Here is a 15140-nt window from a genome sequence, read left to right on the forward strand (position 1 = left end):
AGGTGACGCGGCGGGGAGACGGAGAGCATCGTGTCGGAGTCGGGGTTGGAGTACCTTCTCGTTGAGGAGCCGCTCATCGAACAGCTCGTGTCGATGGGTTGGCGGCACGAGCGCGGCGGGGTCACCGGCACGGAACTGAAGCACCCGGGGGCATCGCTCCGGAGTTCCTTCGCTGAGCCGTTCTTTGAGCGACTCCTGCGGCGCAAGCTGCGGGAGTTAAACCTTGACGTGCACGGTAGCGAGTGGCTGGACGAAGTACGTATTTCGCAGGCAGTCAATACGCTGACTCGACTCCCCTCAAGCACCCTTCTGGAAGCCAATACCGTCTCGACCGACCTCCTTTTGACTGGCACTACGGTCGACGGGTTGTCGGGCTGGGACAGCGGCCGCGACCAGCGGGTGCAGTACATCGACTGGATTCACCCGGAACGGAACGACTTCCTTGTTGTCTCGCAGTTCCGCATGGACGTGCCCGGCACGTCCAGCCAGAAGTCGGTCGTCCCGGACCTGGTCTTGTTCGTCAATGGCATCCCGCTCGTGGTCATCGAGTGTAAGAAGCCTGTCATGCATGGGGGCTCCCTCCCTCAGGCGATCGACCAGCTACGCCGCTATGCCAATCAGCGAGGGACCAACACGCTCAGCGAGGGCAGCGAAGCTCTGTTCCGGACCGTCCAGCTCACCGTGGCGACGACTGGCGACAAGGCGGTGCTTGGCACGTACACGTCTCATGCCGAGCACTATTCCGTTTGGCGTGACCCCTACCCCTTGACCAAGGCTGATCTCGCCGCGCAGCTCGGCAAACACAAGGACGCCCTGTGGGCGCAGGAGATCCTTGCTGCTGGCGTATTGCAGCCTGGCCAGTTGCTCGATGTCGTGAAGAACTTCGTCGTCTTCATGGACGTTGCTACCGACGAGGGCGGGGCACGCCGTGTAAAGATCGCTCCCCGGTATCAGCAGTACCGGGCCGTCGACCGTGCTGTGCAGCGTCTGTTGACTGGCAAGACGAGGCGACAGGACGGCAAGGACGATCGGCGTGGCGGGATCGTATGGCACACCCAGGGTTCTGGTAAGTCGCTGACCATGGTGTTCCTGGTACGCAAGATGAGGTCGACACCTGGGCTGAGCCAGTTCAAGATCGTATTGGTCACGGACCGGAAGCAGCTGCAGACCCAACTCTCGAAGACGGCGGTACTCACCGGCGAGAAGTCTGATGTGGTGAAGCGCTCGGCTGGCGTGCCGGCTGCCCTACGTAGGGCAGGCGCCGGCCTGGTCTTCATCATGCTGCAGAAGCAGGTAGATGCTGCCAAGGTGAAGCAAGCTGCCGCCGCCGATGCCCTCACGCACGACCGGGCCGTGGGCTGGGGGAAACTGAGCGCCAGCGAGTCGGTACTGATCTTGGTTGACGAGGCCCACCGTTCACACGGCTCCCAGCTGCACCAGAACCTGATGGAGTCTCTTCCCAACGCGGTCCGGATCGGCTTCACAGGTACGCCGGTCATCATGCGGGCGAAGAAGCGTACTACGGACATCTTCGGCACATTCATCGACCAGTACCGGCTCGCCGACGCTGAAGAAGACGGGGCGATCGTCCCGATCATCTACGAGGGCCGGATCGCCAAGGCTGCCATCGCTGACGCCGAGGACCTTGACGATGCATTCGCCTCGTACTTCCCTGAACTGACCGAGGAGGAGTACGAAAAGCTCCAGCAGAGATACGCCACGACCAGTGACGTACTCAGTGCCGACAGCCTGATCTTGAAGAAGGCTCGAGACATGTTGGCACACTACGTCTCCAACGTGATGCCGAATGGTTTCAAGGGCCAGGTCGTCGCCTATTCCCGGAAAGTCGCAGTCCGTTACCGGGACGCTTTGGTCCACGCCAGGGATGAGCTGGTCACCGAGGCTGAGAGGCTGTCGCCAGTGATCCTGGAGAAGCCGGCTGAGCAGCTCACCGCCAAGCAAGCGATCGCTGTTGCCGCGCAGCGGCAGATCGAGCTGCTCAGGGCCATCGACTTCGTGCCGGTGATCTCTGGTGACAACAACGACGACGAGGAAACGGCCAAGTGGACAGATGAGAAGGGGCAGGAGGCTATAGTCGAGCGGTTTCTCAAGCCCCTCCCGGCCAAGCTGGCTGATGGGGAGAAGCCCGTCGCGTTCCTGATCGTTCGCACCATGCTGCTGACTGGCTTCGACGCCCCGATCGAGCAGGTGATGTACCTTGACAGGCGGATCAAAGAAGCAGACCTGCTCCAGGCCGTTGCCAGGGTCAATCGCACCGCTGATGGCAAGGCCGCTGGATTCGTAGTGGACTATGCGGGCATCTCCAAGCACCTTCAGGCGGCCATGGACGCGTACGCCGCCGAAGATGCTGAGGGGGCACCTACTGACTTCAGCGCCGAGATCGCCAGGCTGGAGCCACGACGCAACCGCCTTCGGATGCTGTTCGCGGAGCGCGGCGTTACCCCGGCCAGTGACAAATCGGCGATCGAGGACTGTGTTCAGCTCCTTGCGGATGACGAGCTGCGCAGCCAGTTCGAAAATGCGCTGCGGAAGTTCCTCATCACCGTCGAGACGGTGATGCCGAGGCGGGAGGCGAAGCCCTATCTTGCCGACGTTCGGCTGTTTGCAGAGATCAACACCTGGGTGCGGGACCGCTATCAGGACGACGGCGACTTCGATGCCTCCCTCTATGGCGAGAAGGTTCGTGAGCTGATCGATCAGCACGTCACTGCTCTCGGAGTGAAGCAGGTGATACCGCCCCGGCAACTCACGGCAGGAGATTTCTCCGCCAAGGTCGATGCGCTGCCTGGTGCGAAGGCTCAGGCGTCGACGATGGAGCATGCCATTCGACGTCACATCGAGGTGCACCTTGGTGAGGATCCAGCTGAGTACACCAAGCTGCGGGAGCGGTTGGAGGAGATCCTGAGGGACTACGCCGACCAGTGGGACCAGCAGGTCCTGCATTTCAAGGACCTCACAATCAAAGTCATCGCTGTTCATGAAGGAAGCGGCGACCATGGAGATCACAGACTAGCGGCGCTATCTCCCTTGGAACGGGCCCTCTATGGCGAGATGGTGTCGGAGGCGATCGGTGATGGCATTCTGGCGGATGAGGTTTACAACTGCCTCATCGGAGCCGCTGCCAGGATCGAAAACGAGGCGGTCAAGCACGTGCGCAAAAAGAATTTCTGGGCCAACCCTGTGGCGCAGCGCGACCTTAGGGCGGCCATATTCCGATTTCTGATCGATCTAGATGTGGCAGACCCCGCGCAGGTTGACCACCTTGCCGATAGCCTGCTCGACATTCTCGGCCACCATCGCCATGCACTTCAGAGGAGTAGCTGAGATGGCCGCGGCCGCGGTACTGGACCTGTTGGGCCTGGTTAGTGCTGGGCCGCTGCAGGTCGGCCGCTTGGAGATCGACGTAGTGGTGGTGGCAGGCCGTAACGCTGTACGGCTGACCGTGGAGCGCGACGCGCGCATTACGGCGACGGTTCCGGCTGGGCTCGGCGTTGCCGAATTGGTCTCTGCGGTTAAGGGCCGGCGGCGATGGATCTACGACAAGCTCGACGAACGCGAGGATGAGGCGGCCATCCGGCCAGTGAAGGAGTTCGTCACCGGCGAGGGCTTCAGCTACCTGGGGCGCAGCTACCGGTTGAAACTGATAGACGATGCACCGGTGTCGGTCGGGCTGGTCCGAGGTCGGTTCCTTATGCGTCGAGATCGCCTGGACTGCGCTGACGATGAACTCATCGCGTGGTACCGCGGACGCGGCCGTGCCTGGCTCCCATTGCGGGCCGAACCTTGGGCGCAACGCATGCGTGCGCCGATGCAGGGCATCGCCGTCCGGCGGCTCGGGTATCGGTGGGGGTCGTGCAACCGCGATGGCGGCGTAAACATCCACTGGGCCGTTATGCAGCTGCCTCCGAACTTGATCGACTACGTTCTGGTGCACGAGCTCGCTCATCTGCACCGCAAAGATCATTCCAAGGAATTTTGGGCTGTCGTGGGCCGCGCTATGCCGGACTATGCGGTGCGTCGCGCGCAGCTGGACAAGATGGGCGCGACGCTGTGGCTCCCATGAGGGCTATGGCGATTCAACTGGGCGGTATGGCTAGGGTGTAGAGATGCTCAGCGCGTGAGCGGTGCGCGAGCGGACTGCGAAGCACGTGCCATTTCAAGTGGGAACGGGAATCACCTATCGGTGCGTTGACGTACAGGTTTATCACGAAGCGGCCGATGGTGACAGCAGCCAGCATGAACACCGCAGGGCTCGTAATGCGTAGGTCGCGGGTTCGAATCCCGCAGGCGGCTCAGTGAAGGCCCAGATCGGATTGATTCCGGTCTGGGCCTTTTTGCGTGCGCCGGGGGCGGGGTTACTGGTCGAGGTAGGTGAGGACGGCCAGGATGCGGCGGTTGGCGGTGTCGGTGGGGTGGAGGCCGAGCTTGGTGAAGATGTTGGTGATGTGCTTGGCGACGGCCTTCTCGGTGATGAAGAGGGATTGGGCGATGCCGGTGTTGGAGCGGCCCTGGGCGAGGGATTCGAGGACTTCGCGTTCGCGGGGGGTGAGGGTGGCGAGGGCGGTGTCGCGGTCCTTGCGGACCAGGAGTTGGGTGACGACCTGGGGGTCCATGGCGGTGCCGCCGGCGGCGACGCGGTGGATGGCGTCGAGGAACTGGGTGCCGTTGGTGACGCGGTCCTTGAGCAGGTAGCCGACGGCGCGGCCGCCGGTGGCGAGGAGTTCGCGGGCGTAGAGGGGTTCGACGTACTGGGAGAGGAGCAGGACGGGGAGGTCGAGGGTGGTGCGGCGGGCGGTGAGGGCGGCGCGCAGGCCCTCGTCGGTGAAGGTCGGCGGCAGCCGGACGTCGATGATCGAGACGTCCGGCCGCTGCTCGGTGAGGGCCCGGAGGAGGTCGGGGCCGTTGTCCACGGCGGCCGCCACCTCGTGGCCGTGGGCCTGGAGGAGGCGGATCAGGCCGTCCCTCAGGAGGAAGTGGTCTTCGGCGAGGACAATGCGCACGGAAGCTCCAGGGTCACCGTGGTCGGACCGTCGGGGGGACTGCTGACGGCGACGATCCCGTCGAAGGTGGCGAGCCGCCGTTCGACGCCGCGCAGCCCGGTGCCGCGGCGGGCGTCCGCGCCGCCCCGCCCGTTGTCGGAGACGGTGATGCGCAGTACGCCGCGATCGTAGCGGAGTTCGACTCCGGCGCGGCCGGCGTCGGAGTGCTTGACGACGTTGGTGAGGAGCTCCGAGACGGCGAAGTAGGCGGCGGACTCGACGGGCATCTCGGGGCGGCCGGGGAGGTCCGCCGAGACCTCGGTGGGGACCGGGCAGACCATGGCCAACGCCCGTACCGCGTCGGTGAGTCCGCGATCGGCGAGGACCGGCGGGTGGATGCCGCGGACCAGGTCGCGGAGCTCCTCCAGGGCCTTCGCGGAGGACTGGCGGGCCTCGACCAGCAGGGCGCGGACGGCCTTCGGGTCGGTCTCCAGGAGGTGTTCGGCGGCGTCCAGGGTCATGCCCATCGCGACCAGCCGGGCCTGGGCGCCGTCGTGCAGGTCGCGCTCGATCCGGCGGATCTCGGCCATCCGGGTGTCGACGGCGGTGCTGCGGGTGGCGGTCAGGTGGGCGATCCGGCCGGCCAGCAGCTCCTGCTCGCCCGGAGCGAGCATCGAGCGGATGTGGCGGGCGTGCCGGCGGACCGTGCGGGGCGCGAGCCAGAGCGCGAGCGGGAGTTGGAGCAGTCCGAGGATGCCGGCGAGGACGGCGGTGGCGGTGCCCTCGATCGGGATGAACTGGTACCAGAGGCCGTCCCACTCGGCGGACAGCGGGACGCCGAAGAAGGCCAGGAAGACGCCCCAGAGGCCGTTGAGCACGACGGCGACCGGCAGGAAGGCGAGCAGGCTGCCGACGAACGGCTCGGCGAAGACCCAGCCGAACTCCCGCCGGGTCTGCGGGTCGCGGGTGATCCAGCGGTAGCGGGCGATGATGCCGGAGGCCCCCTCGGGCACCGGCGGCAGCGGTCCGGGCGGTCCGGGGAACCGGACGTCGGACCACTCGGCGGCCAACTCGCGCTGACGGTCGGCCAGGTCGCGCACGCCGGCCATGGCCCGGGGGACCAGGCCGAGGCCCGGTCCGACGAGGGAGATCGCGCCGGTGACGCCGAGGGAGTGCGCGAGGGCGAGGGCGGAGAGCCGACAGAGGGTCAGGGACCGTCGGAGGGCGGCGAGTCCGTCGGGCAGCGAGAAGCCCGTGGCCCCGCTGGTCGCCGGGTCCTCCCCGTTGGGCGCCGGGCCCTCCCCGCTGTGCATCGAGCTGTTCACGGACGCGCTCCCCTCCCGGTGGTGCCGTTGTGCGGCCCGGCCGTGCCGGCCCGTGAGTCCATTCTGACGACCGCGGGGAGGCCTTGTCGGTGGAAGAAACTCCCCCTTTGGTCATACGGGATATCTGCCGAACGGCAGATGGCAGAAGCCCGCGAACCGGCCAGGCTAGCGAGCGTGCTCACGTGCCCCAGGAAACGCGCCCAGAGCGGCGCATCCGACCCCGACCGCAAGGAGGACGACGTGGACCGACGTACGAGAACCGGGTACGGGCCGGTCGTTCTCGTGGTGGCCGCTCTGCTGTCGCTCGCCGGCTGCGCCGACGCCATGGACGCCGCGCCCGAGGACAGGACCTTCGAGTTCGCCGCCCAGAACCTGAACGTCGTGTCGCACGGCGCCCGCGCCGACCTCGTCGCGGTCGACCGGACGGACGTCAAGGTCACCCGCTGGTTCGACACCAGCGGCAAGGTCGGCAGCGCCAAGGCGTCCTGGGAGCTGAAGGACGGGGTCCTCGACCTCCGGGCGGGGTGCTCCGGGATCGCCAACTGCGACACGAAGTACCGGGTCGAGGTGCCCAAGGGCGTGACGGTCCTGCGGGACGGGCGCGAGACGGAGCTCAAGGGGTGAAGGCGATGAGTCCTGCCGAAGGGACGGGGAACATGCTCGAACTGGTCGATGTCACCAAGGTCTACAAGGGCGGCAAGCGGGCCGTCGACGGCGTCACGATGCGCCTCGGGCCGGGGATGGTGGGGTTGTTGGGGCCGAACGGCGCCGGGAAGTCGTCGTTGATGCGCATCGTGGCGACGGTCACCCGGCCCACGGGCGGGCAGGTTCGCTACCAGGGTACCGACGTGGTGGCCGAGCCGGACCGGTTGCGCCGGGAACTCGGCTACCTGCCGCAGGACGTCGGGGTCTACCCGAACCTGACCTCGCGGGAGTTCCTGTCCTACCTGGCGGCCGCCAAGGGGATCGGAGCCCGCTCCGCCCGGGCCCGGATCGACGAGCTGATCCAGCTGGTCAACCTGACCGAGGCGGTCAGGCGCCCGCTCGGCACCTACTCGGGCGGCATGCTCCGCCGGGTCGGCATCGCGCAGGCCCTGCTGGCCGACCCCAGGGTGATCGTGGTCGACGAGCCGACCGCCGGCCTGGACCCGGAGGAGCGGGTGCGCTTCCGCAACCTGCTCAGCGAGCTCGCGGCGGAGCGGGTCGTGATGCTCTCGACCCACATCGTCTCCGACGTCGAGTCGGTGGCCTCCGACATCGCCGTGGTCGCGCACGGCCGGTTGCTGCGCCGAGGCGCGCCCGACGAGCTGCTCCGGGAGGTCGACGGGCAGGTCTGGGAGGCGGTGGTCGCCCCGGCGGACCTCCTGGAGGTACAGGCCCGCCACGTGGTCAGCCGGATGGTGCGGACCGGGAGCGGCGTGCGGGTGCGGCTGCTCGCCGCCGAGCCGCCGCGGCCCGACGCGGTCCGGGTCGTGCCCGATCTGGAGGACGCCTACCTGGGCGTCGTCCACCGGCCGGGCGGCTGGGCCCGGGCCGAGCAGCGGGCGGTGCGGCGATGAGCGCGGCGGTGACGGGGGCAGGGTTCGGCCCGGCGTCGGGGTCGGGGTTCGGGTCGGCGTTGGCCAGGCTGGCGGTCGGCGACTTCCGGGACCGGGTGCGCCGACCGGTGTACGCGGTGACGCTGCTCGCCGCGGTCGGGCTCGGCTACCTGGCCGTACCGGACGCCGGCGGCCGCTGGACGATCATGGACGTGGGCGGCCACCGGGGCATCTACAACAGCGCCTACGTCGGCGCGGTCACGGCCCTGGCCGGTGCGCTCTGGCTCACCTTCGGCGGGTTCTACGTGGTGCGCAGCGGCATCGCGCGGGACGAGGCGAGCGGGGTCGGTCAGGTCCTCGCCGCCACCCCGCTGCGCAACGCCCACTACCTCCTGGCCAAGTTCCTGAGCAACCTGCTGGTGCTCGCCTCCATGGTCGGCGTGCTGTCCGTCACCGCGCTGCTGATGCAGCTCGCCCGCGGCGAGGACCGCTCGGTCGACCCGATAGCCCTGGTGGAGCCGTTCCTGCTGCTCGCGCTGCCCCTGATGGCGCTCACCGCGGCGGCGGCGCTGCTGTTCGAGACGGTGCCGCTGCTGCGGGGCGGCTTCGGGAACGTCGTCTGGTTCGTGCTGGCCATGGTGCTCGCCCTCGGCGGGCAGTCGGCCTCCGCGCCGCTGGACGGCCTCGGTGTGCACCAGGTCGCGCGGTCGATGGGCGCGGCGCTGGAGGCCCGGCACGAGTCGGTCGGCGACGGCGGGTTCAGCCTCGGACTGACCCAGGTCGACAAGCCGCTGGGCACTTTCCTCTGGGAGGGCTTCGACCCGTCCTCCGGGTTCGTCCTCGGGCGGCTGGCGCTGGTGCTGCTGGCAACCGTACTGGCGCTGCTGCCGGCCCTGTGGTTCGGCAGGTTCGATCCTGCGCGTGCCTCCGGCGGGGCTTCCAGCGGGGCTTCCGGCGGCGCGTTCGGGGGCTCGGCTGCCGCCGGGGCCGTGGCCGCCGCGGAGGCCGTGGCCGTGGTCGGGGCGGCCGGGGAGCCGTCCGCGCCCGACGGGACGGAGCCGGCGGGGGCGCGCCGGGCGACCGTACCGGGCGCCCGGCTGCGGGCCGAACTGCGGCGAGCCGAACCGCGGCGGACCGAACAGCAGCGGACCGAACAGCAGCGGACCGCCCTGCCGCAGGCCGAAGCGCGGCGGGCCGGGGCGTTCGGGCGGCTGCTGGCGGGGGAGACCCGCATCCTGGTGCAGGGCGTCTCCCGCTGGTGGTGGCTGGTCGCCGCCGGGCTGACGATGGCCGGGTTCGTGCTGCCGACGGACGCCGTCACCGGCCTGCTCCTGCCCCTGGCGTGGCTGTGGCCGGTCCTGCTCTGGTCCCGGCTCGGCAGCCAGCGGGTCGAGAACGGTCTGGAGGTGCTGCTCGGCGCCTACCCGTCGGCCCGGCGCAGACTGCTCGCCGAATGGGCGTCCGGGCTGGTGCTCACCGCGGTGACGGGCGCCGCCCCGCTGACACGCATGCTGGCGGCGGGCGACGGTGCGGGGACGGCCAGTTGGCTCGGAGGCGCGGTGTTCGTCCCCTCGCTGGCCATGGCGCTCGGGGTGGTGAGCCGGAGCCACCGGCTCTTCCAGGTGGTCTACCTGCCGCTCTGGTGGCTCCTCGTCAACAACGTCGCCGCCGTCGACTTCATGGGGGCCGTGCGCGTGAACGGCAGCCCGGGCGGTCCGGGGCCGCTGCTGGTCGGGGCGCTGTCCGCGGCCTTGCTCGCGGTGGTGTTCCTGGTCGGCGCCGCCCGACGGAACGTCAAGGGCTGACCGGAGACGGGAGCCCGGGCCGTCGGCGGACGGTCCGGGCTGCCCTCGGGCTTCGGGTCACACCCAGGGGGTGTCGCTCGTCCGCCCGCCGTCTCTACGCACCGTCTCCTACTCGTCGTCGCCGAGGTCGCCCGCGAGGTCGCCCGCGAGGTCGCCGTCCGGGGTGCCGCTGATCGCGTAGCCCTGCCGGCGCGCCTCGTAGCAGGCCACCGTCGCGGCCGCCGAGACGTTCAGCGAGCCGACCCGGCCCAGCTGCGGTACGAACACGACCTGGTCGCAGAGCGCCAGCGCCTCGGGGGTGATCCCGCGGTCCTCGTGCCCGAGCATGAAGGCCACCGCCGGGGTCAGCTCGGCGGCGAACATCGGCACCGCCTCGTCGGCCAGCTCCAGGCCGACGACCTTGAAGCCGTCCGCCTTGGCCGCCGCGACGGCCTCGGCGATGGTCGGGAAGTGCTCCACCTTCAGGTACTTGTCGGTGCCCATCGCGGCCTTCTGCGCGCCGGAGGAGCGTACCGACGGGGTGTCCCCGACCAGGTACAGCTTCTCGGCGCCCATCGCCGCGCCGGTGCGGACCACCGAGCCGACGTTGAACGGCGACTGGAGGTTCTCCAGGATCATCGCGAGCCGGAACTCGTTGCTGCGCCGCCACGAGCGGTGCAGTCGCTTCAGTTCGGTCCCGCGCAGCTGCTTCACGTCGTCGTACCTCGTCCACTCTCGGAGCCCTCGCCCACCTCGGGGCGGGGCCGCGCTTCCAGAATCCGGCACCCGTTGACCGACGTGACCCGACTGGTCGGGTAGCCCTGCTCGTTCAGCCACTTCTGGAGCGAGTCCGAGCCCAGGTGCTTCTGCACCACCAGGAACGCCGAGCCGTCCGGGGTCAGCCGGTCGAGCCAGTGCGTGAGCAGGCGGCGCAGCGCGGCCTTGCCGATCCGGATCGGCGGGTTGGAGTAGATGGTGGCGAAGCGGACGTCCTCGGGGACGTCGTCGGGCAGGGAGGCCTGGACGTTGCCGAGCCCCAGCGCCTCGGCGTTCAGCCGGACCAGCTCCAGGGCGCGCTCGTTGACGTCCACCGCCCAGACCGGGAGGCGCTTGCGGCGGCTCGCCCAGGTCAGCGCGATCGGACCGTAGCCGCAGCCGATGTCCAGGATCGGGCCGCGCACCCGCGGCTGCGGGGCGTGCTCCAGCAGGATCCGGGTGCACGGGTCGAGCCGGGTGCGGGAGAACACCCCGGTGTCGGTGGTCAGTTCCAGGGTGAGGTCCGGCAGGGAGACCGTGATCGGCCGGCGGTCGCTGGCGACCTCGGGTGCACCGGTGAAGTAGTGCGAGCCGGACATGATTTCCCCGTCGTTCGTATGGGCCTCGGGGCCACCGGGTGGGTGTGGGTTAGCCCTTTGTACGGCACCGATCGTACCCCCGGTGGCCCGGACGGCGTTCCGGCCGCCGCCCGGGACGGGTGCTCCCGCCGGTGCTCCCGCCGGTGCACTCGCCGTCGCCCGGGACGCGGCCCCGGAGCGGCGGTGCGGACGGCCGTGCGGACGGCCGTGCGGTCGGGCGGTGCGGCGGGACGGTGGGCGTGGTCAGGCGGTGCCGGGGGTCTTGCGGGTGGCCACGTTGATGCGGTTCCAGGCGTTGATGGTGAAGCAGACCGAGATCAGCTGCGCCAGCTCGGCCTCCGCGAAGTGCGCGGCGGCCCGGGCGTACACCGCGTCCGAGACGCCGCCGTCGATCCGGGCGACCTCCTCGGCCAGGGCCAGGGCGGCCCGCTCGCGCTCGGTGTACACCCCGGCCGGGGCGTCCGGCCAGACCGGCAGCAGGTAGATCCGCTCGTCGGTCTCGCCGGCCTTGCGGGCGTCCTTGGCGTGCATGTCCAGGCAGTACGCGCAGCCGTTCAGCTGGGAGGTGCGCATCTGGACGAGCTCGACCAGGGCCGGGTCGAGGCCCTCGCGGGCGGCGGCGTCCAGGGCGATCATCGCGCGGAACACCTTGGGGGCGGTGCGGGCGTAGTCGAGGCGGGCGGCGCCGGCGAGGGCCTCGGTGGTCTGGGCGGCCTCGGCGGTCCGGGCGGTCCGGGTGCTCTCGTTCGTCGTCATGGCTACGACCCTAGGCGCCGAATGCACCCGTTCCTTGGGTCATTCATGGTGCTGTTTCGTGGGTCAATCCGGTCGGTCGGCCGGGGGGGCGCCGGAGTCCCGGGAACACGCCGGAGCGTCGTCGGCGCGTCGCGCCCCGGCGCCGGGCGGCGGATACTGCGAGTACGCCAGCCGGGCCCGTGAAGGCCTCCGAACGCCCGTGAAGGCCTCCGAACAGTGAGGACGGATGCCATGCCGCAGGAACAGCACGAGGAATACCTGATCGAGGAGACCGCCGAGACCGTCGAGCCCGACGAGAAGGCACCCGAGGGCGACACGTACGACGAGGTGGCCGAACGCCGGGCCGTCGGCGCGGACCCGGCGACCAACGTCGCGGACGTCGTGGAACAGACCCGGCCGGTCCGGCAGGACGAGGAGGAGTACCGGGAGTAGCGGGGCCCCGGGAGTAGCGGGGGCCACGGGAGCGGAGCGGGAGCAGAGGGGCCCCGGAGCGGCTACAGGGCCCGGCGCCGTTGCAGCCAGGCGAGGGCCGCCCAGCCCGGCAGTACCGGCAGGATCAGCGTCAGCAGGCGGAACAGCGCCACCGCGGCCAGCTCGCCGCCCGGCTCCATCGACGTGGTCTGCTGGAGCAGCGTGAGCAGCATCCCGTCCACCGCACCGGCCCCGCCCGGGGTCGGCGCCGCGCTGCCCACCGCGTTGCCCACCAGGAACACCACCGCGACGGCGGCGAAGGAGGGTTCCCGGCCGATCGCCCGGACACAGCAGTACAGGCAGGTGATCAGGCAGATCGACACCAGCAGCTGCCCGGTCACCCCCACCGCCAGCCGGGACGGGCTGCGCAGCAGGTCCAGCAGGCGCGGCACCACCTCGGCCGTCAGCGGCCGCAGCCGCGTCGCCAGCCACCGCCGGGCCGCCGGGATCGCCGACACCACCGCGAGCAGCGCCGCCGCCCCCGCCAGCCCGCCGACCACCGCGGGCAGCGCGTCCAGTTCGGAGCTGCCCGGTACGAAGTCCAGGAGGTAGACGAAGGCGCCGAGCTGCAACAGGTGCAGCACCAGCCCGATCAGGTTCCCGACGCCGACGCTGGACAGCGCCTGCGCGGTCGGGATCCCGGCCCGCTGCAACAGGCGGGTGTTCAGCGCGATCCCGCCGACACCGCCGGGCGACACCAGCTTCACGAACGAACCGGCCACCTGCGCCAGTACCGCGTTGCGGAAGTCCAGCCGCTCCGGGACGAAGCCCACGAAGCCCATCGCCGCCGCGACGTGGCTGGCCGCCGCCGCGACCAGCGCCAGCAGCAGCCACCACGGATCGGCGTCCGCCAGCGCGGCGACCGGGTTGTCCTCCGCCGCGAACAGCTGCGGGATCAGCAGCCAGCCGGCCACCACCCCGCCCACGACGACCAGCAGGGTCCGCGGCCGCAGCCGCTCCAGCCGCACCGGTCGGCCCACCACCTGCGGGCGGGTGCGCAGGACCTCGGCGCGGATCTCGTCGAGCAGGCCGCCGGGGGCGGGGGTGTGGTGCTCGGGGCCCGGCTCGGCGGTGGGGGCGACGGGCCCGTTGCCGCCGGTGGGGGAGCCTGCCTCGGCCGCACCATCGGCACCGGTCGCACCGGTCGCACCGCCCGATGGCTCGGCGGCCCGGGCGCCGGCGCGCTTCGCGTGCTGTTTGAGGGCGCGGCGGGTGGTGTGGGCGAGGGCGATGGGCTGGAGCAGGGGGAGCGCGGCGCCGACGGGGTCGGGGCCGAGGACGGCGGTGGCCGTACGGACGGAGCGGGCGGCGCCGGCGCGCAGGGCGAGGGTGGTGAGGAGCTGGGCGAGGTCGCAGTGGAGGACGAGTTCGGTGGCGGCGATGTCGCCGTCGGCGAAGTCGACCAGGTGCACCGCGCCCGAGTCGTCGATCAGCAGGGAGGAGGGGACGAGGGCGCGGTGGGCGATCTCGCGGCGCTGGAGCAGGGCGAGCTGCCGCCAGGCGTCGGTGAGCAGCTCGTCGGTGATCTCCTCGTCGGCGAGCTCGTCCAGGGTGCGCCCGGCCAGCCGCTCGTACGCGATGAGGGCGGTGTCCTGGCCGAGGCCGGCGGTGGCGGCGATGCGGCGGGTTCGGACGCCGGCCGCGAGGGCCGCGTACACGACCAGGGCCTCGTGCTCCAGCCCGGTGCGGGGGGAGCGCAGGACGCGCGGGTCGGGGGCGGTGCGCAGCCGCAGCCGGCGCCAGGCGCGCTGGACGGCGGCGGCGGTGACGGCCTGCCGGTCGAGGATCTGGACGTCGAGGTCGGGGCGGTCGTCTGCTTGTCGGACCAGGTAGCGGTCGGGGCCGGCGGGCTGGGCCTCGACCGGGCGCAGGCCGCTGTCGCGCAGGGCGCGCAGGACCTCGCCGGGCCGGGGGCAGGGGTCGGGGGTGCCGACCGCGTACAGGGTGCCGTGGGCGCCGGTCCAGCCGATGAGCAGCCCGAGCAGGAGCGCGGTGGGGGTGGCGTACCCGCCGGTCAGTCCGGCGAGGCCGGAGAGGGCGAGGACGGTCCAGGGCAGGCGGCGTTCCCGGCTGCCGGAGGCGGTCATGAAGGCGAGGACCGGCGCGAGGTAGCCGTAGACGGGCTCGGTGTGCCCGAGTCCGCCGTCGGGCAACGCGTGGGTGAGCGCGGTGAGCAGCGAGAGCGGGGCGAGGTCGTCGGCCCACAGGTCCAGGCCGAGGGTGGCGCCGTACGCGAGGACGGCGGCGAGCAGTCCGTCGGAGACCTGCTGGACGGCGCGCCGCCGGTCGGGGCCCAGCAGCCGGCGGGCGGCGAGGCCCACCGGGAGCAGCAGGACGGCGGCGGTGGTGAGCCCGCCGGCCAGGCTCGCCAGCGGGCGCGGCACCAGCGCGGCCGCCTCGGCGACATCGGCGGCGATGCCGCCCGTCGTGGCGCGGGCGTAGTCGGCGAGCAGCAGGGTGAGGGCGATGGCGAACAGGCCGCCGAGCAGCCGGATCAGGGCGACGGGCTGCCGGACCCGGTCGGTGGCGGGCAGCGGGCGGGCCCGGAACCGGCCGGGTCCGGGGCCGGCCTGCTCGGGTATCCGGGGGGTGGCCGTTCCGGTGCCGCGGTCGGCCGGTGTCGCGGTCCGTTCGCCGTCGCGGGCGCTGTCACCGCTGTCACCGCTGTCGCGTTTCCGCCGTGCGGGCGCACCGCCCGGGTCGCCCCCGCCGGTGTCGCCGTCCGCTTTCCCCGTCACGATCGCCACGGATGGCATGCTCCCATGCCACCCGTGGGCGGGGGGTGGGGATTGGGCAGTGCCGGTACGACGGCGCCCAGGGCCCGTCTTCAAACTCCCGTCGTTCGCCCGGAGGGCGGGCGGGGCGGCGTTGGGGTGCGTGCATCGCAAGGCGGAGGTGGGGGCACCTCCCG

12 protein-coding genes are annotated in these 15140 nt (G+C 70.9%); 6 read left to right on the forward strand and 6 right to left on the reverse strand.

Annotated elements, in window-relative coordinates; all coding sequences use genetic code 11:
- Window positions 1-45: 45 nt before the first annotated feature.
- Together ACFU6K_RS01420 and ACFU6K_RS01425 are read left to right on the forward strand one after the other, a co-directional pair.
- Window positions 46-3345 (forward strand): type I restriction endonuclease subunit R, encoded by a 3300-nt coding sequence (locus tag ACFU6K_RS01420; protein WP_380660221.1) that lies wholly within the window; start codon window positions 46-48, stop codon window positions 3343-3345.
- A gap of 1 nt (window position 3346) precedes the next feature.
- Window positions 3347-4084: a M48 family metallopeptidase gene (locus ACFU6K_RS01425; RefSeq protein ID WP_380660222.1), complete on the forward strand. Its 738-nt coding sequence runs from the start codon at window positions 3347-3349 to the stop codon at window positions 4082-4084.
- Between the two features lie 292 nt (window positions 4085-4376).
- Here the strand turns inward: ACFU6K_RS01425 and ACFU6K_RS01430 are convergent, their stop codons facing one another.
- Both ACFU6K_RS01430 and ACFU6K_RS01435 read right to left on the reverse strand, forming a co-directional pair.
- A complete protein-coding gene (locus tag ACFU6K_RS01430) occupies window positions 4377-5021 on the reverse strand; it encodes a LuxR C-terminal-related transcriptional regulator (protein WP_380660223.1) in 645 nt (214 codons plus the stop codon).
- Window positions 4985-6313 (reverse strand): sensor domain-containing protein, encoded by a 1329-nt coding sequence (locus tag ACFU6K_RS01435; RefSeq protein WP_380660231.1) that lies wholly within the window; start codon window positions 6311-6313, stop codon window positions 4985-4987. The genes ACFU6K_RS01430 and ACFU6K_RS01435 overlap by 37 nt, the downstream gene beginning before the upstream one ends.
- Window positions 6314-6565: 252 nt before the next feature.
- Here ACFU6K_RS01435 and ACFU6K_RS01440 point away from each other — a divergent pair, with 252 nt between their 5' ends.
- The 3 genes from ACFU6K_RS01440 to ACFU6K_RS01450 are packed head-to-tail and all read left to right on the forward strand — an operon-like array spanning window position 6566 to window position 9668.
- On the forward strand, window positions 6566-6949 hold the full coding sequence (locus ACFU6K_RS01440) for a hypothetical protein (RefSeq protein WP_380660224.1): 384 nt from the start codon (window positions 6566-6568) through the stop codon (window positions 6947-6949).
- 32 nt (window positions 6950-6981) lie between these two features.
- Window positions 6982-7884 carry an ABC transporter ATP-binding protein gene (locus ACFU6K_RS01445; protein WP_380660232.1) on the forward strand — a complete coding sequence of 301 codons (903 nt, stop codon included), beginning with the start codon at window positions 6982-6984 and terminating at the stop codon, window positions 7882-7884.
- 59 nt (window positions 7885-7943) lie between these two features.
- The gene (locus tag ACFU6K_RS01450) at window positions 7944-9668 is read left to right on the forward strand and encodes a hypothetical protein (protein WP_380660225.1); all 1725 of its coding nucleotides are present in this window, start codon (window positions 7944-7946) and stop codon (window positions 9666-9668) included.
- A gap of 108 nt (window positions 9669-9776) precedes the next feature.
- Here ACFU6K_RS01450 and ACFU6K_RS01455 read toward each other — a convergent pair whose 3' ends face one another.
- The 3 genes from ACFU6K_RS01455 to ACFU6K_RS01465 all read right to left on the reverse strand — a co-directional run bounded on the left by ACFU6K_RS01455 (window position 9777) and on the right by ACFU6K_RS01465 (window position 11758).
- Window positions 9777-10361, reverse strand: a complete 585-nt coding sequence (locus tag ACFU6K_RS01455) for a TrmH family RNA methyltransferase (protein WP_380660226.1) — start codon at window positions 10359-10361, stop codon at window positions 9777-9779.
- Window positions 10358-11002 carry a class I SAM-dependent methyltransferase gene (locus ACFU6K_RS01460; protein ID WP_049654410.1) on the reverse strand — a complete coding sequence of 215 codons (645 nt, stop codon included), beginning with the start codon at window positions 11000-11002 and terminating at the stop codon, window positions 10358-10360. Before ACFU6K_RS01460 ends, ACFU6K_RS01455 begins: the two co-directional genes overlap by 4 nt.
- Window positions 11003-11245: 243 nt before the next feature.
- Complete coding sequence (locus ACFU6K_RS01465; RefSeq protein ID WP_380660227.1) at window positions 11246-11758, reverse strand: carboxymuconolactone decarboxylase family protein; 513 nt, start codon at window positions 11756-11758, stop codon at window positions 11246-11248.
- 231 nt (window positions 11759-11989) lie between these two features.
- Between ACFU6K_RS01465 and ACFU6K_RS01470 the strand changes: the two genes are divergently transcribed.
- A complete protein-coding gene (locus ACFU6K_RS01470) occupies window positions 11990-12190 on the forward strand; it encodes a hypothetical protein (RefSeq protein WP_380660228.1) in 201 nt (66 codons plus the stop codon).
- Window positions 12191-12252: 62 nt separating this feature from the next.
- Here the strand turns inward: ACFU6K_RS01470 and ACFU6K_RS01475 are convergent, their stop codons facing one another.
- Complete coding sequence (locus ACFU6K_RS01475) at window positions 12253-14976, reverse strand: lysylphosphatidylglycerol synthase domain-containing protein (RefSeq protein ID WP_380660229.1); 2724 nt, start codon at window positions 14974-14976, stop codon at window positions 12253-12255.
- Window positions 14977-15140 lie beyond the last annotated feature (164 nt).

It is taken from the genome of Kitasatospora sp. NPDC057512 (assembly GCF_042802135.1).
GTDB lineage: Bacteria > Actinomycetota > Actinomycetes > Streptomycetales > Streptomycetaceae > Kitasatospora.

What these genes read in the sequence shown, in the direction of transcription:
- ACFU6K_RS01425 (WP_380660222.1), top strand. Translation starts at nt 3,347, where the DNA reads ATGGCCGCGGCCGCGGTACTGGACCTGTTGGGCCTGGTTAGTGCTGGG.
- ACFU6K_RS01435 (WP_380660231.1), bottom strand. Translation starts at nt 6,313, where the DNA reads ATGCACAGCGGGGAGGGCCCGGCGCCCAACGGGGAGGACCCGGCGACC.
- ACFU6K_RS01445 (WP_380660232.1), top strand. Translation starts at nt 6,982, where the DNA reads ATGCTCGAACTGGTCGATGTCACCAAGGTCTACAAGGGCGGCAAGCGG.
- ACFU6K_RS01460 (WP_049654410.1), bottom strand. Translation starts at nt 11,002, where the DNA reads ATGTCCGGCTCGCACTACTTCACCGGTGCACCCGAGGTCGCCAGCGAC.
- ACFU6K_RS01465 (WP_380660227.1), bottom strand. Translation starts at nt 11,758, where the DNA reads ATGACGACGAACGAGAGCACCCGGACCGCCCGGACCGCCGAGGCCGCC.
- ACFU6K_RS01470 (WP_380660228.1), top strand. Translation starts at nt 11,990, where the DNA reads ATGCCGCAGGAACAGCACGAGGAATACCTGATCGAGGAGACCGCCGAG.